17 protein-coding genes are annotated in these 18988 nt (G+C 71.2%); 13 read left to right on the forward strand and 4 right to left on the reverse strand.

Translation table 11 applies throughout. From position 1 onward, the window contains the following. Positions 1-94: 94 nt before the first annotated feature. A complete protein-coding gene (locus tag WME85_RS10155) occupies positions 95-820 on the forward strand; it encodes a Uma2 family endonuclease (RefSeq protein WP_437837394.1) in 726 nt (241 codons plus the stop codon). A 104-nt stretch (positions 821-924) separates the two neighbouring features. Here WME85_RS10155 and WME85_RS10160 read toward each other — a convergent pair whose 3' ends face one another. Then, entirely contained in the window at positions 925-1443 is a 519-nt protein-coding gene (locus tag WME85_RS10160) for an LEA type 2 family protein (RefSeq protein ID WP_437837395.1), read from the reverse strand. Between the two features lie 194 nt (positions 1444-1637). Between WME85_RS10160 and WME85_RS10165 the strand changes: the two genes are divergently transcribed. Beyond that, the gene (locus tag WME85_RS10165) at positions 1638-2576 is read left to right on the forward strand and encodes an alpha/beta fold hydrolase (protein ID WP_437837396.1); all 939 of its coding nucleotides are present in this window, start codon (positions 1638-1640) and stop codon (positions 2574-2576) included. Here WME85_RS10165 and WME85_RS10170 read toward each other — a convergent pair. Next, positions 2516-4444 (reverse strand): MutS family DNA mismatch repair protein, encoded by a 1929-nt coding sequence (locus WME85_RS10170; protein ID WP_437837397.1) that lies wholly within the window; start codon positions 4442-4444, stop codon positions 2516-2518. The two genes, WME85_RS10165 and WME85_RS10170, sit on opposite strands and share 61 nt — an antisense overlap. Before the next feature lie 114 nt (positions 4445-4558). Between WME85_RS10170 and WME85_RS10175 the strand changes: the two genes are divergently transcribed. The 9 genes from WME85_RS10175 to WME85_RS10215 all read left to right on the forward strand — a co-directional run bounded on the left by WME85_RS10175 (position 4559) and on the right by WME85_RS10215 (position 13191). After that, positions 4559-5548, forward strand: a complete 990-nt coding sequence (locus tag WME85_RS10175) for a transaldolase (RefSeq protein WP_437837398.1) — start codon at positions 4559-4561, stop codon at positions 5546-5548. A 289-nt stretch (positions 5549-5837) separates the two neighbouring features. Next, positions 5838-6602, forward strand: a complete 765-nt coding sequence (locus WME85_RS10180) for a class I SAM-dependent methyltransferase (protein WP_437837399.1) — start codon at positions 5838-5840, stop codon at positions 6600-6602. 9 nt (positions 6603-6611) lie between these two features. Next, positions 6612-7460 carry a class I SAM-dependent methyltransferase gene (locus tag WME85_RS10185; protein ID WP_437837400.1) on the forward strand — a complete coding sequence of 283 codons (849 nt, stop codon included), beginning with the start codon at positions 6612-6614 and terminating at the stop codon, positions 7458-7460. Next, entirely contained in the window at positions 7453-8499 is a 1047-nt protein-coding gene (locus WME85_RS10190; RefSeq protein WP_437837401.1) for a polysaccharide deacetylase family protein, read from the forward strand. Before WME85_RS10185 ends, WME85_RS10190 begins: the two co-directional genes overlap by 8 nt. Positions 8500-8668: 169 nt before the next feature. Continuing rightward, positions 8669-9694: a hypothetical protein gene (locus WME85_RS10195; RefSeq protein WP_437837402.1), complete on the forward strand. Its 1026-nt coding sequence runs from the start codon at positions 8669-8671 to the stop codon at positions 9692-9694. Between the two features lie 155 nt (positions 9695-9849). Further along, positions 9850-10176, forward strand: coding sequence for an acyl carrier protein (locus WME85_RS10200; RefSeq protein ID WP_437837403.1), 327 nt, complete (start codon positions 9850-9852; stop codon positions 10174-10176). Then, positions 10173-11117 (forward strand): SAM-dependent methyltransferase, encoded by a 945-nt coding sequence (locus tag WME85_RS10205; RefSeq protein WP_437308925.1) that lies wholly within the window; start codon positions 10173-10175, stop codon positions 11115-11117. Before WME85_RS10200 ends, WME85_RS10205 begins: the two co-directional genes overlap by 4 nt. Further along, positions 11114-12814: an AMP-binding protein gene (locus tag WME85_RS10210; RefSeq protein WP_437837404.1), complete on the forward strand. Its 1701-nt coding sequence runs from the start codon at positions 11114-11116 to the stop codon at positions 12812-12814. The genes WME85_RS10205 and WME85_RS10210 overlap by 4 nt, the downstream gene beginning before the upstream one ends. A gap of 191 nt (positions 12815-13005) precedes the next feature. Further along, positions 13006-13191, forward strand: coding sequence for a hypothetical protein (locus WME85_RS10215; protein WP_437308927.1), 186 nt, complete (start codon positions 13006-13008; stop codon positions 13189-13191). A 243-nt stretch (positions 13192-13434) separates the two neighbouring features. On the opposite strand, the gene WME85_RS10220 is transcribed toward WME85_RS10215, so the two are convergent. Together WME85_RS10220 and WME85_RS10225 are read right to left on the reverse strand one after the other, a co-directional pair. Continuing rightward, on the reverse strand, positions 13435-14643 hold the full coding sequence (locus WME85_RS10220; RefSeq protein WP_437837405.1) for a glycoside hydrolase family 5 protein: 1209 nt from the start codon (positions 14641-14643) through the stop codon (positions 13435-13437). Positions 14644-15203: 560 nt separating this feature from the next. Next, complete coding sequence (locus WME85_RS10225) at positions 15204-16688, reverse strand: carboxypeptidase-like regulatory domain-containing protein (RefSeq protein ID WP_437837406.1); 1485 nt, start codon at positions 16686-16688, stop codon at positions 15204-15206. A 400-nt stretch (positions 16689-17088) separates the two neighbouring features. Here WME85_RS10225 and WME85_RS10230 point away from each other — a divergent pair, with 400 nt between their 5' ends. Continuing rightward, positions 17089-18474, forward strand: coding sequence for an MATE family efflux transporter (locus WME85_RS10230; RefSeq protein ID WP_437837407.1), 1386 nt, complete (start codon positions 17089-17091; stop codon positions 18472-18474). A gap of 112 nt (positions 18475-18586) precedes the next feature. Then, positions 18587-18979 (forward strand): hypothetical protein, encoded by a 393-nt coding sequence (locus tag WME85_RS10235; protein WP_437837408.1) that lies wholly within the window; start codon positions 18587-18589, stop codon positions 18977-18979. The last annotated feature ends 9 nt before the right edge of the window (positions 18980-18988 follow it).

The raw sequence follows: 18988 nt of genomic DNA on the forward strand, positions 1-18988 counted from the left end.
GCGGGAGAGGCAAGGTCGCGCCGCGCGAGGGGTCATCCGCCATCGCGGCTGCGGCCCCCCTGGAATCTGGTAGGATCGCGCCGAGGAAGCCCCCATGCCGTACGCCAGCGAGACCTCGCTCGTCCCGATCCCGCCGCCCGGAGAGGACGAGCTCCCCCACGACGACGGTGAGCCCATGGAGAGCGATCGCCACCGCAAGCAGATGCTCCTGTTGATCGAGTCGCTCGACCTCTTCTGGAAAGGTCGCGACGACGTCTATGTCAGCGGCAACATGGCGATCTACTTCAGCGAGCTCCAGACCATGAAGAACGACTTCCGTGGTCCGGACGTCTTCGTGGTGCTCGACACGGTGCGCCGGGACAGGAAGTCCTGGGTCGTGTGGCAAGAGAACGGCAGGACACCCGATCTGGTGATCGAGCTCCTCTCGGAGAGCACGGAGTCGGTCGATCGCGGCGAGAAGATGCGCATCTACGCGAAGGTGCTGCGCGTGCCGGAGTACTTCATGTTCGATCCGATGAAGAACGTGCTGGAAGGGCATGTGCTCGACATCGGCTCTCGCAGCTACGAGAGCATGGTCTCGAACGCGGACGGCGAGCTGGTCAGCCAGCAGCTCGGGCTGCGTCTCGGCGTGCGCGAAGGCCTGTACCTGGGCAGCAAAGGGAAGTGGCTCCGCTGGCTCGACGCCGAGGGGCGCGTGCTTCCCACGGCGGAGGAGCAGGCCCGCGCGGCGGAGGAGCAGGCCCGCGCGGCGGAGGAGCGGGCGCAGACGCTCGCGGACAAGCTCGCAGCTTACGAGAAGCGCTTCGGACCGCTCACGTGAGGTCCACGTACGTGAGCCGGTGAGCGCCGGCGGGTCGCGCCCTCATGAAGCGCTCGAGCCCGCGCGACGTCGCCTCCATCCAGCGAGCCCCCCGCCCGCCCTGCTCAGCGCAGGCCGGGCAGGCCCAGGCCGGGCAGCGACTTCCCGACCGCCGCGACGAGCTGATCGTGCGTGATCGTCCCGGCGAGGCGGAACGGAAGATCCACGTTGAGCGTCTCCCCGCCGACCGCGACGGTGCCGTTCACCTGGTACGGGACGCCCCGGCCCTGCGCCGTCAGCGCCGCGATGCTGGCGAGATCCTGCCACTTCACCGAGAGCGGCACCTGGAGCGGAGTCCACTGCTTCGCGGACAGCTTGAGCGGCGCGGGCACGGTCACGGTGCCGACGTCGTACTTGCCGTCGAGCAGCACGTTCGCCTTCACCGAGCGCGTCGAGAGATCGATGCTGTTCGGATTGTACACCTGGATCTGGACCCGGAGATCGATGCCCTGGGCGGTGACGGCGGTCACCGCGGCGACCTCGGGCTTGAGCGTCGGCGGCTCGGGGCGCGAGCACGCGACAAGGGTGACGGCGGCGGCGAGGAGCAACGAGCGCACGGGAGGAGGTGTGGCGCGGAATCCCATGGAGCTCAACGGAAATCGGGCGCGGCCCGGGCCGCGCGCGGCGCATCTGCCCATCGAGGCCATCGAGGCCATCTAGGCCATCGCGCAGCGCGCTCTCCCGCCTCGCGCTGCCGCCCGCGCGCCTCGCGTAGCGCGCCCTCCCGCCTCGCGCTGCCGCCCGCGCGGGGACGCCCTCGATCTGCTATGCCCGGCGGATGGGCATCCTCCCGCTCGCCGAGCGCCTCGCCAAGGGGGCGCTGAACAGGTCCGGGGTGCAGAGCCGCTGGGTCGACACGTCGGTCTGCAGGCTGCACCTCTACGACGCCGCGGGCACGGGCCCGCTCCCGACCGTGGTCCTGCTCCACGGCATCGGCTCCTCGGCGCTCCCTTTCGCGCCGGTGCTGCAGCGCCTGCGGCGGCGCGCCCGCCGCGTCATCGCCGCGGAGGCGCCGGGGCACGGGTGGAGCGCGCCGCCGGCGTCGGCGTTCACGCCGGAGTGCCTCTCCACCGCCATGAACGAGCTGCTCGAGCGCGAGCTCGACGAGCCCGCCATCGTCGTCGGCAACTCCCTCGGCGGCGCCGTCGCCGTGAACTTCGCGCTGAGCTCGCCGGACCGCGTGCGCGCGCTGGTGCTCGCGTCGCCGGCCGGCGCCTGCATGGATGAGACGGAGCTGGCGGAGCTGCTCCGCGTGTTCAAGCTGCGGTCGCGGGCCGACGCGCGCGCGTTCTTCGCGCGCCTCTACCACCGCGTCCCCTGGTTCACCCCGCTCGTCGCCGGCGACGTCGTGCAGATGTTCTCGCGCGAGACCATCGTCTCCTTCACGACCTCGGCCCGGTGCGACCACGCCTTCACCCCCGAGCAGCTGCGCTCCCTCTCCATGCCCATCCTGCTCATCTGGGGCCGCTCGGACCGCCTGATGCCGAGCGCCAACCTCGCGTACTACCGGCGGCACCTCCCGCCGCACGTGGAGATCGAGGAGCCCGAGGGCATCGGCCACTGCCCGCACGTCGACGACCCGCGCCGCTTCGCCGAGCGGATCGTCGCGTTCGCGCAGGAGGTGCTCTCGCGGGGCACGAGCGCCGCGCCGCTCGATCAGGCCACGGGCGGCGGCGCCGCCGCCGTCGGCTCGGCGGCGCGCTCGCCCTCGGAGTAGTCGAGGTCGATCCCGACGATCTTCATGAGCCGCAGCGCGTTCGCGCTCGTCACGACGCCGGGCTTCAGCTTGTAGTCGAAGGTCATCCGGTCATCGACCACGAGCTCCTCGAAGTGCATGTTGCGCACCCGGCCCGAGGTCTCCTGCTCCAGCACGGCGAGCCCCATGTCGTGGGACGACACGGCGCCGATGGCCCCCCGCTCCACGAGGTGCCGCACGACCGCCCTGGCCCCGATCTGGCGCTCCCGCGCGTTCGTGCCGTGGAGGATCTCGTCGAGCAGGAACAGCACCCGCTCGCCCCCGTCCGCGCCGTCGACGACGCGCTTCAGGCGGGTCAGCTCGGCGTAGAAGTGCGAGACGCCGTGCTCGAGCGAGTCCTTGATCCGCATGCTCGTCCGGACGCGGACCGGCGACATCGAGAGCGACGACGCGCAGACCGGCGCGCCCGCGAGCGCGAGCGCGGCGTTCACCCCGACCGCGCGCAGGAGCGTGCTCTTGCCCGACATGTTCGAGCCCGTCACGAGCAGCGCGGCGCCCGCGCCCTCCAGCGAGACGTCGTTCGTCACCCGGCGGTCGCGCGGGAGGAGCGGGTGGCCGAGCCGCGTCGCCGCGAAGCGGGGCTCGCCGTCCCGCACCTCGGGGTAGGCGTAGTCGGGGTTCTCGTGCGCGAACGTCGCGAGGCTCGCGAGCGCCTCGACCTGCCCGAGCGTCCGCATCCACGCCTTGACGTGCTGGCCCGCGCGCAGCTTCCACCGCTCGAGGGCGAGCGCGCACCAGACGTCCCAGAGCAGGAAGATGTCCGCCACGAGGTGGATGAGCCCGCTGTGGCGCAGGTCCGCGTAGCCCACGCGGGTCTCGAGCGCCGTCATCTCCCGCGAGGCGAGCACGCCCGAGGGCCCGGCGAGCGCGGCCTTGAGCTCGTTGAGCAGCGCCGACGAGAACGCCTGCTGCTCGATGCGGGCGAGGAGCGGCCGGTACCGCGCGAACGGCGCCTCGCGCGACGACGCCGCCGCGATGATCGGCGCGATCGCGGGCCGCAGCGCGAGCAGCACGAGGAACTGGGCGCAGAGCGGCAAGAGCCAGGCGTGGCGCAGCAGCCCGAGCGCCGCGCCAGGGAAGAACCTCGGCGCCGCGAGCAGCGCGAGCGTCAGCGGCACGAGCACCTTCGCCGCGGTCAGGAGCGCGCTCACCGGGAGGCCGCCGACGCGCGCCTCCGCGGAGGCCAGCGCCGGGGGCGCCTCGGCCCACGCGATGAGCGCGCCGGCCTCGCGCCCGCGCGCCCCGGCCTGCATGCCCTCCACCGCGAGATCCTCGCGGAACGCGCCGAGGCCGGCGAGCTCGCGCACCGCCGCCTGCCGCGCCGCCACCTCGGGCGCCGGGGCGGGCTCCGCGAGCCACGCCGCGAGCGTGGCCTCGCCCTCGCCGGTCTGGGCCACGTCGAGCAGCTGGAACAGCGACGCCGGCCCGAACACGTCGAGATCGCCCGCGTAGTCGTGGTCCGGCGCGGCGAAGCGCGCGCCCTGCTCCGGGAAATCGGCGAAGTCGCCGGCGACGCGCCGCTTGCCGCGCACGTAGAGCCCGATGCGCTGCTCGACCTCGGTCATCCGGGTGACGAGCCGCGCGTGCGCGACGAGCAGCCCGAGGAACGCCGCGGTCACCGCCATGGCGGCGTACGCGACCCACCGCGGCACGTCGCCGAAGAGCGCGTACCCCCCGGTCACGGCCGCGGCCACGAACGAGACCCCGCGCAGCGCCGAGAACGTCCTCGACCGGCGCTCGAGCGCGCTGGCCTCGGCGCGCAGGACCGACAGGCGGTCGTCGTAGGCGGAGAGGACGTGTTGCGCGACGGCGTCGGGGGGCGGGTCCACGGGGCGCTGTCCATAGGCCACCGCGGGCCGTGCATCCAGCGGGAGGGGCGGCCCCTCACACGATGGCCACGAAAGCGTGGCGGCGTCCTGCCCGGCTGCTCGTACAATGGCGCCATGGACCAGAACCTGCTGGATCGCCTCAAGGCGTACACCGTCGTCGTCGCGGACACCGGCGACATCAACTCGATCGAGAAGTTCCGCCCGCAAGACGCGACGACGAACCCGTCGCTCATCACCGCCGCGGCCCAGATGGCCGAGTACACGGACATCGTGGGCGGCGCGCTCGCGTGGGCGCAGAAGGAGGCGAGCCGGGGCGACGAGCCCGGCGACGCCGTGAGCCTCGCGTTCGACCGGCTCGCCGTCGACTTCGGCCTGCGCATCCTGAAGATCATCCCCGGCCGCGTCTCGACCGAGGTCGACGCGCGCCTCTCCTACGACACCCAGGCGACCATCGAGAAGGGCCGCCGCATCATCCGCCTCTACGAGGAGGCCGGCGTCTCGCGCGAGCGCGTCCTCATCAAGATCGCCTCGACCTGGGAGGGCATCCGCGCGGCGGAGGTCCTCGAGAAGGAGGGCATCCACTGCAACCTGACGCTGCTCTTCGGGCTGCACCAGGCGATCGCGTGCGCCGAGGCGGGCGTGACGCTCATCTCGCCGTTCGTCGGGCGCATCCTCGACTGGTACCTCAAGGACACGGGCCGCAAGAGCTACGCGCCGGCCGAGGACCCCGGCGTCGTCTCGGTCACGAAGATCTACAACTACTACAAGAAGCACGGCTACAAGACCGAGGTGATGGGCGCGAGCTTCCGCAACATCGACGAGATCAAGGAGCTCGCCGGCTGCGACCTCCTGACGATCTCGCCGAAGCTGCTCGCCGAGCTCGCCTCCGCGCCCGGCGATCTGCCGCGGAAGCTCGACCCCGAGGCCGCGCGCGCCCAGAACATCGAGAAGATCACGATGGATGAGGCGACGTTCCGCGCGATGCACACCGCCGACCGGATGGCGAGCGACAAGCTGAGCGAGGGCATCGACGGCTTCGCGAAGGCGCTCGCCTCGCTCGAGGTCCTGCTCCGCGAGCGCCTCCAGCAGACCGCCGCCTCCTGAAGGCGGGCGAGGCCGCGCGCGGGATGAGGAGCGACGGCTAGCGGCGACGGCGAGGGGCGAGCCCCGCGAAACCAGGCCCCTCTTCACCCCGCGCGCCGCGCCGGCGGGTGAAGGGGGAAGAACGCGGAGGGCCGGCTTGCGTACGGCCCTTCCACTCTTCTAGGATTCGTCGACTTGAAGTGCTCTCGGGACGCAACCGACCGCGCGCCGTCACGCGCGGCGGATTGCGGTTCTCTGTCCGGTTCGCCGGTGGAGCCGTCCCCGGCGCCAGGTCATCGAGGAGGCGAGGTTGAAGCTCACGTCACAGGAGTACTGGGAGAACCACTGGAAGGGCTACGCCGACGCCGAGGACATGGGAGGCGGCTGCGAGATCTACGACGACGTCGCGCCGTTCCTTCCGCGCGGAGAGGGGTTGTCGTTCCTCGAGATCGGATGTGCCCCGGGCCGCATCCTCGCCGACTTCTGCGGGAAGCTCGGGTACGAGGCCTACGGCCTCGATTACGCCTGCGAGCCGGCGGTCGTCGAGCACGAGCTCACGAAGCGCGGCATCCGGGTCGGCAAGATCGAGAAGGGGGACTTCTTCTCCTGGAAGCCGGCGGAAAAATTCGATATCGTTGCTTCCTTCGGCTTCATCGAGCACTTCGGTGACGCGGCGTCCGTGGTGGATCGGCACTTCGAGATGGTGAAGCCGGGGGGCATGGTGGTCGTGGGGATGCCGAACTTCGCCGGCGGGCAGAAGGCGCTCCACTGGCTGCTCGATCGCAAGAACCTGAACGGCCACAATACGCGGATCATGAACCTGCCGTTCCTGGAGGCCGCCGCCCGGCGCAACGGCGCCGAGATCGTCCAGGCGCGGTACACGGGCGGGCATTTCGATTTCTGGCTGGACGATGAGGCGCCGCTCCTGGCGCGGCGTGTCATCTGGAAGCTCGTCCCGCCGCTCAAGGCCATCGCGCGCCGGGTGGTCCCTGGCGAGACGAACCCCTGGTTTTCCCCGTTTCTTTTCGCCATCTACAGGGCGCCCAGGCTGGCCGGGGGGACGCCCGACGCCTGAACCTCCCCGATGAGCGAGCCCATCGAGAATCCCCTCTCCCCGCCGTCGGTCCAGGACGCGGACGCCGACCGCCGCTTCCGTGAGTGCGCCCACCGCCATGGCTGGGATCCGGACGACCCGTGGGTGGGAGGGTACGTCGCCTGGGAATGGCGGCACAGCCGCCACGCCTACGACGACCTCTTCACGTCCGTCCGCGGCAAGAAGGTGCTCGAGTTCGGCTGCCACCTCGGCGCGACGTCGGTCGTCCTCGCGACCCTGGGCGCGGACGTGACCGCGATCGACGTCGACCCCGCGTACGTCGAGCTGACCCAGCTGAACGCCGAGCGCCACGGGGTCGGGGACAAGGTCCGCGCCGTTCACGTCCCCGACACAGCCTCGATGCCGTTCGCGGACGAGGAGTTCGCGCTCGTGTCGTGCAACAGCGTGCTCGAGTACATCCCGCCCGGCGCCCTCGGCGCCGTCCAGCGCGAGATCGACCGGGTGCTCGAGCGGTGGGGGTTCATCGTGATCCTCGGCACGAGCAACCGCCTCTGGCCGATCGAGCTGCACAGCCGCCGCCCGCTGATGAACTACGTGCCTCGCGCGCTGCGCCCGCTCTTCCCGGGCAGGTCGATCTACAGCGTATTTCCCTGGCAGCTCCGGCGGGGGTTCGGCGACTATGCGGATATCTCGCAGCAGGATCGGGGCCGGCTGATCGTCGATCTCAAGGCCAAGATGGGCATGTCCGGGCCACGGCTCATGGCGTTCTCTGCGGCGAACCGGGTGCTCGGACCGCTCGGGATGCACGTCGGCTTCGTGTCGCCGACGGTCACGATGGTTCTTCAGAAGCGCGGTGAGGGAGGTACAGGCGATGGCTGACGGGAGGACGCGGGTATACATTACCGTGGACGTGGAGTGCGCTGAAGAGCGCATCACGGGCGACAACATCTCTCCCGCGATGGGCTACGACCTCCGCATCTGGGGCCGCTTCGTCAACCAGCGCGATCCCCTCGGCATCGAGCTCATCATGCGCGAGCTCGAGGCGTACGGGCAGCGCGGGACGTTCTTCGTCGAGGCGATCGGCTCGTACAGCTTCGGGATGGACGGGCTCACGAACGTGTGCCAGGCGCTCCACGGCCGCGGCCACGACGTGCAGCTCCACGTCCACCCCGTGCAGCGGCGCGCGGACTGGCACACGCGCGGCGAGCCCCGCGTCTCGGACGACATCGCCGACTACCCGGTCGAGGAGCAGGCGCGGCTGCTCCTCGAGGGGCGCGACCTGCTCGTGCGCGCGGGCGTCCCCGCGGGCGAGCTGCTCGGCTACCGCGCCGGCAACTTCGGCGCGAACAACGACACCTGGCGCGCGATGAAGCTGGCGGGGCTCGTGCTGAGCAGCAACTACAACCCCTGCTACTTCACCAAGAACTGCAAGATGCAGTATCCCGGCGCGCGGCTCGGCCTCTTCGAGACGCCCGAGGAGGGGGTGTACGAGCTGCCCGTCACGAACTTCATCGAGCCGACGAAGCGCTTCAGGCACCTCCAGATCACGGCGGTGACGCTCGACGAGATCAAGCACTGTCTGCTCCGCTATCGCGCGCTCGGGGTGAAGGAGGTCACGCTGGTGACCCACTCCTTCGAGTTCTACTTCCTCGACTCGGCGGCGGAGCGCCGCGGCTACCCGAACCGGCTCAACGTGGAGCGGCTCCGCGGCCTCTGCCGCTTCCTCAAGGAGAACTCGAAGGATTTCGAGGTCGACACCGTGGGCGCCCTCGCGCGCCGGCTCGCGGACGCGTCGCCCGAGACCGACGAGGGCGCGCCGCCGTCCCTGCAGTTCCCCCACTCGAACGCCATCCACCACGCCCGCCGCGTCGTCGAGCAGGCGTACAAGCGCGTCGCCCAGCGGCTCAACTTCGGCTGACCGCGGTTTAGGCGACGCGGGCCGCGCGGCCGGGGCCTCGCCTGGGCGGCGCGGGCCGCGCGGCCGGGGCCTCGCCTGGGCGGCGCGGGCCGCGCGGCCCGGGTCGCGCGTTTGACGCGGCGGCGCGGCGGCGCGGACGGCGCCGGCGCTCCGGTGCTAAGTAGCGCGCATGCGGCTCACCGGACAGATCCACGTTTCGCTCAAGGGCAGCATCATCCAGCGCGACCCCACCCTCTGGGAGAGGCTGAAGCGCGGCCTCGGCGCCGCGGTGGACCTCGACACGGATCGCATGCGCGTCGAGCTCGAGGCCACCGCCGTGGTCGACCAGGTGCGGCGGGCGCTCGTCCAGCTCGGGGTCGGCAACGCCCTCTCGCTCGTGATCGACGACACGGTCATCTTCCAGGACACCGACGGCAAGCCGGACGACCTGCCCGATCTCGTGCTCGCGCTGTCCGAGCACGCCGCCGTGTTCGGGCGCGGCTTTCAGGAGCTCAGGTTCGCCGCCGAGCACGAGGAGGCGGGGCTGCACCTCGTCGTCGAGGCGCGGGCCCGCACCGAGCACGCCGAGGACGAGCCGGCGGGGATCATCTCGGTCGGCGGCCGCCTGCGCGACCTCGAGCCGCGAGCCGGCGAGGCCGCGGACGATTACCGCCGGCGCGTCGAGCCCCTCGCGAAGGACCCGGCCCTGTTCGAGACGGCGCGGCTCCTGTTCGAGTCGTTCGTCGGGCGGCTCGAGGGCGCCCTCAAGGCGGCGATGCCGGAGGCGCGCGTGGCGCAGCACCACGCCGAGGCGCGCGTCGTGCACGCGCCGGGCGCGCCGGTCGGCGATGGCGCGGCCGTCGAGCAGCGTCCGGTGAACCCCACCCACCCGGGCTACGACCCGTTCGTCGTCTATTACCCGCCCAGCCCGCTCGGGATGATGCTCGACATGATGCTCATCTCCTCGTTCATGCACATGCTCACGCCGCCCCACGTGCTCTTCGTGAGCCCGGCGGGCATGCCGCTCGGCACGGCCCAGGAGGCCGCCGCGAATCCTGACCTCCTGAACGACAGCGATCCCGGGGGCGACGAGGGGCCCGCGGCGGACGACGTGGACGACGGGGGCGACGCGGACGATCCGTGGGGCGATGAGGGCGGCGGGCTCGATGACGGCGGGCTCGATGATGGAGGCGATTTCGGCGATTTCGGCGATTGAGCCGCTTCACGACGAGCGAGCGTGCTCATCCGTCATGGACGACGAATGGCAATCATGGTACGGCCCATTGCGGCCGTGACCGGCGCTGGCGTGGAGTTCGTCTCGCGCTGACGCGTTGATGGTCGCGCGCGCCGAACCCAGAGCAGGAGAGCGCGATGAAGAAGAGCGAGGCGGCGCCAGGCAGGCAGCCGCAGGCGGCGGGCGGGGGAGATCCGGAGATCGCCCGCGAGGTCCGCACCATCATTGCAGAGCGATGTGGGATGAGCGTCGACGCCGTGACTCCCGACCTGTCGCTCGAGAGCGGCCTCGGCGTTGATTCGCTGGCGCTCATCGAGGTCAACGTCGCGCTGGAGGAGCGATTCCAGATCGTCGCACCGGATTTCGCGGCGCCCGACCAGGCGCAGATCAGCACCGTGGGCGACGTGATCGCCTTCGTCGAGGCCCAGCTCGCGGCGCGGGGCGGCCGGGGAGGCGCCCCGTGACCGCGCCGCGCACGCGCGCCGAGCGCGAGGCCGCCGCCCGCACGCCCGAGGAGCAGCGGGAGCACGAGCGGCGGGAGGTGGCCGCCCATTACCAGAACGACCCCGAGATCTTCTCCATGGTCCTCGACAGCCGCCTCGCCTACGCGACGGGCATCTTCCTCGATCCCGCCGAGAGCCTCGAGGCGGCGCAGGAGCGGAAGTACGACTGGGTCCGTCGCGAGCTCGACATCCAGCCTGGCGAGCGCGTCCTCGACGTGGGGTGCGGCTGGGGGTCGAACCTCATCTATCTTGCGCAGCACACCGGCGGGGACTTCCGGGGCGTCACGCTGAGCGACAAGCAGCGACAGGAGGCGCTCCGCCGCGCCGACAGGGCGGGCGTCGCCTCGCGGGTGCACATCGATCTCGCGCACATCGAGGATATCGACCTCGAGCCCGGGTCGCTCGACGCCGTGCTCTTCGTGGGCAGCATCGTGCACATGCACAACCGCGAGCGGATCCACCAGAAGATCGCGGCCGCGCTGCGCCCGGGCGGCAGGCTGCTCATCTCGGACTGCTACTTCCCCGCGCGCGCCCGCGGCGACCGGGAGAGCGCCGCCACGCAGTACATCTTCGTCCAGGCGCTCGGCTATTGCCGCCTCACCTCGCTCGCCGAGGAGCTCGGGCTGATCGAGCAGGCCGGCCTCGATATCCGGCGCGTCGAGGATCTCACGAGCTCGTACGTGCACACGGTCGCCCGGTGGATCGACAACGTGCGCGCGAACCGCGCCCGGATCGACGAGCGCGCGCCCGGCTTCTCGCGGTTGCTCCAGACCTACATGACCGTGGGCCGGCTCTCCTTCGCGCGCCGCACCGCGCTCGAGTACATGATCGTCGCGACGAAGGGCGGCGGCCGCGAGCGCCTCGGCGTCGCGCCCTCGCCCGAGCCGGGGCGCGCGCCGTGAGCCGCGCGCCCTCTGCGCGGACGGTCGCGGGCCTCCTCAGGGCCCGCGCCGAGGCCACGCCGGATCGGTTCGGGTTTTACCACAAGCAGCAGGGCGAGTTCGTCGGCTGGTCGTGGGCCGAGTACTGGCGCCGCGCGTGCGCGGCGGCGTCGGGCCTGACCGAGGCGGGGGTGAGGCCGGGCGACCGCGTGCTCTTGCTCGTGACGGACGTCGAGGTGGCGGTGCCGTGCCTGTTCGGCGTCTGGGTGCTCGGCGCGGTGCCGATCCAGGTCGGCGTGCCCTACCGGCTCACGGACGTCGCGGCGTTCCTCGGCGAGCTCCGGCGGACGGCCGCCCGCGTCGGCGCGCGCGCGCTCGTCGTCTCCTCGGCGCTGCTCGGCTTCGCGCAGGGCGACGGCGGGGGCGAGGTGAATGACGTCTCGCAGATCGTGCAGATCGCCGCCGAGCCGCTGCTCGACGCCCGCCTCGCGGACTTGCTGCCGGGCTCGCTGCCCGACCCGGACGGCGCGCCCGGCCCCGCGCTCATCCAGCTCACGAGCGGCAGCACCGGGCACCCGCGCGGCGTCGTCATCCCGCACGAGCGGCTGATGCTGCACCTCGACGCGATGAGCCAGCGGCTCCCGGTGCGCGGCGAGGGCGCGGGGGGCGTGTCGTGGCTGCCGCTCCACCACGACATGGGCCTCGTCGGCGGGCTGCTCTTCCCGCTGTTCAACGACTTCCCTGTCCACATGCTCTCGCCGCTCGAGTTCCGGACGCGGCCTTTCTCGTGGCTCGCGGAGATGTCGAGCATCCGGGGCGCCATCTCGCTCGGGCCGCCGAGCGCCTATTCCATCTGCATCGGGCTCGCCCGCCGCGCCGTGGAGGCGGGGCTCGATCTGAGCGCGTGGCGCTGCGCGATGATCGGCGCGGAGCCGATCTCCCCCGCCTTGCTCCGCCGCTTCGCCGACGCGTTCGCGCCCTCGGGCTTCCGCGCCGAGGCGTTCTTCCCCGTCTACGGGCTGGCCGAGGCGACGGTCGCCGTCACGTTCCCCGACCTGCTCGCCGCGCCGCGCGCCCTCACGGTCGATCGCGTCCTGCTCGAGCGCGAGGGCCGCGTCGAGGAGGCCGCGCCCGGCCCCCTCTCGCTGGAGCTCGTCGGCGTGGGCAGGCCGATCCCGCGCACGGAGATCCGGATCGTGGACGCCGGGCGCAGCCCCGTCCCCGAGCGCACGGTGGGGGAGATCGAGGTGCGCTCGGAGACCTTGATGGAGGGGTATTTCGACGAGCCCGAGGCGACGGCCGAGGCGCTCGTCGACGGGTGGCTGCGCACGGGCGACCTCGGCTTCCTCGACGGCGGGGCGCTGTTCGTCACCGGCCGGAAGAAGGAGGTGATCATCAAGGGCGGGCACACGATGATCCCCGCGGTGATCGAGGACATCGCCGCCCGGGTCGACGGCATCCGGGCCGGGTGCGTCGTCGCGGTCGGGCTGTTCGTCGAGGAGCGCCAGACCGAGTCGGTCTACGTGGTGGCCGAGACGCGCGCCGACGTCTCCGAGCACGCCGGCCTCGCGGAGCGCGTGCGCGAGGCGCTGCGGGCGAACGGCGTGACCGTCGACCATGTCGTCCTGGTCCCGCCGGGCGACCTGCCCAAGACGACGAGCGGCAAGCTGCGCCGCCGCGAGGTCGCCGAGCGGCTGCGCGCGGGGGCCGCTCGCTGAGCGCGGCGCCGCACACAAGCTGTTCCGGATAGCGCTCCCCGTTTGCCAATCGACCGTCCTCCAGGGGTCTTTTCCGTTCGCCTCGACGGTGGACAGACGTGCCGCGGCTCGGCCGATTTCGCGGGCGCTGCAGGGCAGCACGCGATAAATCCCTGAATCGCTCTCCGGAGCACAGCCAAGCGGGACCGTCCATGTTGAGCCGCCCGAGAGACCACAAGTCCACCTGTCCCGCCCCGCTCTCGCCCGAGGCGCGCGCCTGGGAGCTCGAGCAGCTCCGGGCGCTCGGCCTCGATGACGACGACTGGAGCTCGGACGGCCAGTGCCCCTTCTGTGCCGGGCGGCCCCTGGCCGTGGAGAGCAAGCGAGAGCGCGGGTGAGCGGCGAGGGGCGGTGCGCCCGGGCTGCGTTTCGCGGTCGCGGGCGCCCCGGGCTCGAACGCCCAAAGGCTTGATCGGCGGTCGCCTGCGAGGAGCGCCGACCCGTCGCGGCTGCTCGTGAGTGGGTGTCTGATGCGGGGGAGAGGGCCCTCGCTCCACCGGAGCTCCCGGAAGAGCGAGGGCGCGGGCAGGCTCGGTCGCGGCCGGGTCACCGGGGCGAGCGCCCGGGGACGCGCGCGCGGATCACTCCGCCATCTTGCTCTTCACCCACTTGCCCGAGTCGGTGAGGTCGTTGTCCGTCCAGTTGCCCATCGGGTTCGACCTGGGCTTGAGGGCGGAGCACGCCTCGGCCTTGTCGCCCAGCGACCAGTTGGCCCAGCTGATGTTGTGCGAGTCCAGGAAGTCGAGCCAGGTCTGCGACTCGCCGAGATCGAGCGTGCCGTTGCCGTCGGCCGAGCAGGTCCCCCACTCGGTCACGAACAGCGCCAGCCCCTTGTTGATGGCGTAGGTGGCCTTGTCGCGCAGGAAGCCCTTGTGCGTGCTGGCGTAGAAGTGCAGGGTATACGCCACGTTCGGATCGCTGAGGCGGTTGTCCGCGGCGGCGTCCACGTCCTGCGACCAGTTCGGCGAGCCGACGATGACGAGGTTGTTGGCGCCCTGGCCGCGGATCTCGCCGATCACCGCCTCGGCGTACTGCTTCACGGCGGGCCAGTTGTTCGTGTTGAGCGGCTCGTTGAAGACCTCGAAGATCACGTTGGGCACGTTCTTGTAGGTGTTCGCCACCTCGCGGAAGTAGTTCTTCGCGAGGTCCAGGTGCTGGTGCGCGTTGTGATCGTGCCAGTCGAGGATCACGTAGATGCCCTTCGCGATCGCCGCGTCGGCGACGGTCTTCGCCTTGGCCTTCTGGCCGTTCGCGTCCTCCAGGTATCCGCCCTCGCTCTCGATGCCCATGGCGGCGCGGACGACGGTCGCGTCCCAGTTGTCCGCGATCGATTTGACGACGTCGGCGTTGTAGTAGTTGCTCCACTGGCTCCAGAACAGGCTCATGCCCTTGAGCTGGACCGGGGAGCCGTGCTCACCCACGATGTTGCCGTTCATCACCCGGAGCTGGCCGTGGCGCTCGACGGGCGTCCCGTCGGTGGGCACCCCCCCCGAGCTCGTGCTCGTCGTCGTCGGGGGATCCCCGGTGCCCGTGGTCGCCGTGGTGGTGCTGCTCGAGGTCGCCGTGGTGCTCGTGGTCGCCGTGGTGCTCGTGCTCGATCCGGTGCCCGTCGTCGCCCCGGTGCCCGTCGTCGCGCCGCCGCCACCCGCGCCGCCTGCGCCGCCCGAGCCCTCGTCCGTCGACGAGTCACCGCAGCCGATCAGCACGGCTGCTTGCATCGCAACCACGGCGAGGCCGAAGGACCACTTCGACCTGCCAAGCACACCGCGAAGCGAAACGCTCTTCATCATGTCCTCCAAGGAAAGTCTCCGGATGGCGCGGCATTAAAGAGGGAGTTCAGCGCCATGGCAAGCCCTCTGTATCACAATAATCAAGGGGCTTGACTCACTGGATCTTGTGGACCAGCAGACCCCGCTCACGCTCCGCTGCGGTGTGCAGCGCTTGTCGTCCGAGTGGCTCGAGCGGCTGGAGCACCGTCGACGGCGTCAGGTCACGTCGGCGCGGTGCCGCCTGGACCGAGCTGAGGTGTGCTAGCAACCAAAATTTCCGCAAGACGCATGCCACTCCGCGAGGCCCGCGCAGCGGACGCTGCTGCGCTGCGTCTGCCGCAGCAAGCGGGAGTTATTCGGCGCGTTTCACGCAGGATACAGCGCTCCCCTTGGTGGTCAGATGACCACCCTGGTCAACGGCCTATCCATGCGCAGAGCGTCACTATCGTTCGCACTATCGAGAGCGAAACGCCGCTGAAATGAGAGCTCCCTCCACGGCGGCCGGGCGGCTCGCGCCCTGCTCCCACGCCGGTCTCCCCACGCGTGGTCTCTCCACGCTGGTCACGCGCTCGCGAGCCCCGTCACCTCGGCACCGGGACCGGCGGCGGCTCGTCGTCCGGGGTGATGCAGGCCGACAGGTCGAACAGCATGAAGAGCAGCGCCTTCTCCTGGGCCGACAGCCCGTGGATCTCCCCGTCACCGTCCTCGCAGCCGCTCGGGAACGGCGCCCCGGCCACGTCGCTCGCCGCCACGTGGATGTCCGTGTACACGAACCGGCCGCACTGCGCTTCTTCCGGGGAGCCGATGGGCGTGTTGAACGTGAAGTACTTGACCCCCGCGCGCGCGTCGAACTCCTCGTTCTTGTCGTTGTAGAGCCACCGCGTCGCGATCTCCTCGTTGACCGAGTTGACCCAGTGCTGCGGATCATCGATCTCGATCTGCCCTGGCACCGTCGACGCCCCCACGGTGACGAGCCAGTCCTGGAGCGCCTCGCCCTTCGGGAACGTCGTGTCCACCAGCACGGGGAGCCCGTCGTCGGGATCGCTCGCCTCGTCCCAGTCCGCCGTCTCCGGGAACCGCTCTGGCCCGAGCCGGAGCCACGTGTTGTGCCAGTGCGACGCGAACACGCGCCCTCCCGCGGAGGCGTAGTCGAACATCGCGCGCAGCGCCGCCTCGGGCTTGTCCTCCTCGAACTCGGACCCCTCGCACGACAGGATCACCATGTCGTACTGGCTCAGGTTGTCGAGCGAGCCCCAGAAGTCGCGGGCGTGGGAGAAGGTCGCGCCGTTGTTCAGCCCGTCGCGGTACCGGCTCGTCGCGCTGTCGCCCTCGAGGGCGCGCCCGGTGAAGAGGTTCACCCGCCCGTCCCCCGCCTCCGGCGTGAACTCCGCCGCGTCGATTCCCATCTTGTACAGCAGGCACTCCAGCACGTCCGCGCCGCCCGTCGTCAGCGCGATCTTCGGGAGATGGCCCTCCGCCTTGTTGCGCGGCAGCCGCGCCGTCCCGTCCTCGATCGGGTTATCGACGCACGCGTCGACCTGCGGCAGCACGAGCTCGCGCCGCCATTTGCCGATCTGGACGACGAGCGGGATGTCCTGGCCGACAGGCACGTTCTCCAGCACGAACCGCCCCTTCGTGTCCGTCAGCGCGGTCGCGATCGGATCCCCGGAGAGCGTCACGTCGCACCGGTCGCAGGTCGCTCCGTCGGTGATGGGATCAAGCTCCCTGTTCGGGACGTAGACCATGACGTTGTAGAGCGGTAGGTTACCCGCGGGCTCGTACACGGTGCCGCTCACGGTGGTCTTGCCGCCGCCCTCACACGCGATCTGCTGGCACTCGAGCCCCTCGCACCCGCCGCTGCCGACGCCTGATCCGCCGCTGCCCGCGATGAACGGCCCGCCTCCGAAGCCGCTCCCGGCGCTCTGGTGGGCCCCGGCGCCGGCCCCGGCGCCGCCGCTGCCGGACGCATTCGCGGCCGTTCCGCCGGAATCGCCGCAAGAGCACCCGACGATGACGGCCGGCGCCATGGCCGCCGCCGCCAGGAGCCATCTCGCGCTGCTATGCATACTCACCATTCGATCCTCCAAGCGCGGAGGGGCGAGGGTGCCCTGTTCCGCCCATTGCAGGGTAATCGAGGCAAGGGGGAGCCGGGAAGGGACAAGCATGCAACAGTGCATGCCCGGACACGCTTTTGCGATCTCCCCTCTCCGGGCGAGCGCAGCTCTCCCACAGCGCCTCCATGGCGAGGCGCCGCTCCTCGCCTCGCGCGCCGCTCGAGTGACGCGGATACCGAGCGAGCCGTGCGCGGACAGGCGACAACCACCCCAGTCGCCGTCCCGTCGACCACGTGACCGCCCCTCGCGCTCAGCTCGGTCGCGACCGCGCGGCGCGCGGCGCCGGTACCGCCCTCCATGCGCGGTGTTCCGTCGTGGCGAGACGGCCCGTGGCGGAGTAGGATGCGGCGCTTTGGAATCAGTCATCCCTGCACCGTCTCTTCCTCGCCCGCGGCTGCTCGACATCACCTGGCCCATCTTCAGCGAGCACCTCCTGCACATGCTCGTCGGGATGTTCGGACTGTGGCTGGTCAGCCGCCTGTCGGACGAGTCCGCCGCCGCGTACGGCCTGTCCAATCAGATCATGTTGACCTTCATGATCACCTTTCGCTTCGTCAGCGTCGGCGCGAGCGTGGTGGTCACTCAGTACCTCGGCGCGCGCGACCGCGTCGGCGCGGAGCACGTCGCGCGGGCGTCGCTGGCGGCCAACGTCTGGATGGGCCTCTTCAGCTGCGCCATCATCGCGATCGGCGCGCGCCCCCTGCTCGAGCTGATGCGCCTGCCGCCGTCGCTGTTCCCGATCGCGCAGCCGTACCTGATCGCGGTCGGCGTGATGCTGGCCTTCGACGCGGTGAACTTCTCGATGGGCTCGGTGCTCCGCGCGCACACCTATACCCGGGACACGCTGCGCCTCATCGTCGTCATGTACGTCGTGCAGCTGGCGCTCAACCTGCCGCTCATGTTCGGCGTCGGCGGGTGGTCGGGGTTCGGCATGAACGGGCTCGCGCTCGCCGCGATCATCGCGCGCGCTCTCGCCTTCTGGATGCACTTCCAGCTCTGGGTCGCGCGCCTCGGCATCCGACCGAGCTTCGATGACTTCTGGCGCATCCGCCCCGACCGCCTCCGCGAGATGCTGCACATCGGCCTGCCGGGGGCGGGCGAGAACGTCGTCTATCGCATCAGCTTCATGATCATCCTCGGCATGGTCGCCAACATGGGGCAGACGGCGCTCGCCACGCACACGTACACGATGCAGATCGTGCACTTCCTGCTGCTCTTCGGCCTGGCGGTCGGCTTCGGCACCGAGATCGTCGTCGGCCACCACATCGGCGCCGGCGAGCTGCACGGCGCCGATCGCCAGGTGCGCGGCGGCCTGGCGGTGGGGCTGTGCGTGTGCGTGACCGTGGTGCTCACCGCCGCGCTGCTCGGCCCCCGCTTGCTCGGCCTCTTCACGCGCGATCCGGAGGTGATCGCCACCGGCTCCAAGCTGCTCTGGCTGACCCTCCTGGTCGAGCCGGGCCGCACGATCAACATGGTCGTCATCAACGGGCTCCGCGCCTCCGGGGACGCGCGCTTCCCGGTCGGGTTCGGCGTCTTCTCGATGTTCGCCGTGGCCGTCGGGCTGTCGTGGCTGCTCGGCGTGCGCCTCGGCTGGGGCCTCGCCGGCATCTGGGTGGCCTACGCGGCGGACGAGTGGGTCCGCGGCCTCGCCATGTGCGCGCGCTGGCACCTCCGCGGCTGGGTGCCCCACGCGCGGCGCACCGTCCGGCGCGTGCGGCTCCACAGCCGCCCTGAGTGACCGCTCCTCGACGCTCCTCGACGACGCGCCGACTCGCCATCTGTATCCGCTCCGTCTCCGCTCCAGCAAGTGGCATGTCTGTTGCTGCACCCCCGCGCGAAGGAGACACGTCATGGCTCAAGACGAGCGCACGAGGGAAGGACGAGCGGCCGAGAGCCCTGCTGGCAGCCCGCCCGGCTACGGTGGGATCTCCGAGGGCACCGTGGGCGATCCGGGCGGGGCGGGGCAGGGGGGAGCACCGGCGGCGCCTCAGGGCAGCGCGCCCGCGGCGGCGCCTCAGGGCAGCGCTGGCAACCCGGGGGCGCGCGAGAAGGCGGCGCGCGGCGAGGACCTCGACGAGGGCGACGCGGACGAGGCCGTGGACACGCCGCGCGGGGGCGGGTCGAGCAACGAGGTGATCCCCGGCGTGCTCGACCAGAGCAAGCCGCTGACGCCGGAGTCGAGCGCCGAGCACAAGAGCAGCTGGCCTGACGAGGGCGCGACCGGCGAAGCAGGCGCCGGCTAGAGCGGCGGG

Source organism: Sorangium sp. So ce1153 (assembly GCF_051521595.1).
GTDB lineage: Bacteria > Myxococcota_A > Polyangia > Polyangiales > Polyangiaceae > Sorangium.

What these genes read in the sequence shown, in the direction of transcription:
- WME85_RS10175 (WP_437837398.1), top strand. Translation starts at nt 4,559, where the DNA reads ATGGACCAGAACCTGCTGGATCGCCTCAAGGCGTACACCGTCGTCGTC.
- WME85_RS10225 (WP_437837406.1), bottom strand. Translation starts at nt 16,688, where the DNA reads ATGCATAGCAGCGCGAGATGGCTCCTGGCGGCGGCGGCCATGGCGCCG.
- WME85_RS10185 (WP_437837400.1), top strand. Translation starts at nt 6,612, where the DNA reads ATGAGCGAGCCCATCGAGAATCCCCTCTCCCCGCCGTCGGTCCAGGAC.
- WME85_RS10195 (WP_437837402.1), top strand. Translation starts at nt 8,669, where the DNA reads ATGCGGCTCACCGGACAGATCCACGTTTCGCTCAAGGGCAGCATCATC.
- WME85_RS10165 (WP_437837396.1), top strand. Translation starts at nt 1,638, where the DNA reads ATGGGCATCCTCCCGCTCGCCGAGCGCCTCGCCAAGGGGGCGCTGAAC.
- WME85_RS10190 (WP_437837401.1), top strand. Translation starts at nt 7,453, where the DNA reads ATGGCTGACGGGAGGACGCGGGTATACATTACCGTGGACGTGGAGTGC.
- WME85_RS10155 (WP_437837394.1), top strand. Translation starts at nt 95, where the DNA reads ATGCCGTACGCCAGCGAGACCTCGCTCGTCCCGATCCCGCCGCCCGGA.
- WME85_RS10215 (WP_437308927.1), top strand. Translation starts at nt 13,006, where the DNA reads ATGTTGAGCCGCCCGAGAGACCACAAGTCCACCTGTCCCGCCCCGCTC.
- WME85_RS10235 (WP_437837408.1), top strand. Translation starts at nt 18,587, where the DNA reads ATGGCTCAAGACGAGCGCACGAGGGAAGGACGAGCGGCCGAGAGCCCT.
- WME85_RS10220 (WP_437837405.1), bottom strand. Translation starts at nt 14,643, where the DNA reads ATGATGAAGAGCGTTTCGCTTCGCGGTGTGCTTGGCAGGTCGAAGTGG.
- WME85_RS10160 (WP_437837395.1), bottom strand. Translation starts at nt 1,443, where the DNA reads ATGGGATTCCGCGCCACACCTCCTCCCGTGCGCTCGTTGCTCCTCGCC.
- WME85_RS10200 (WP_437837403.1), top strand. Translation starts at nt 9,850, where the DNA reads ATGAAGAAGAGCGAGGCGGCGCCAGGCAGGCAGCCGCAGGCGGCGGGC.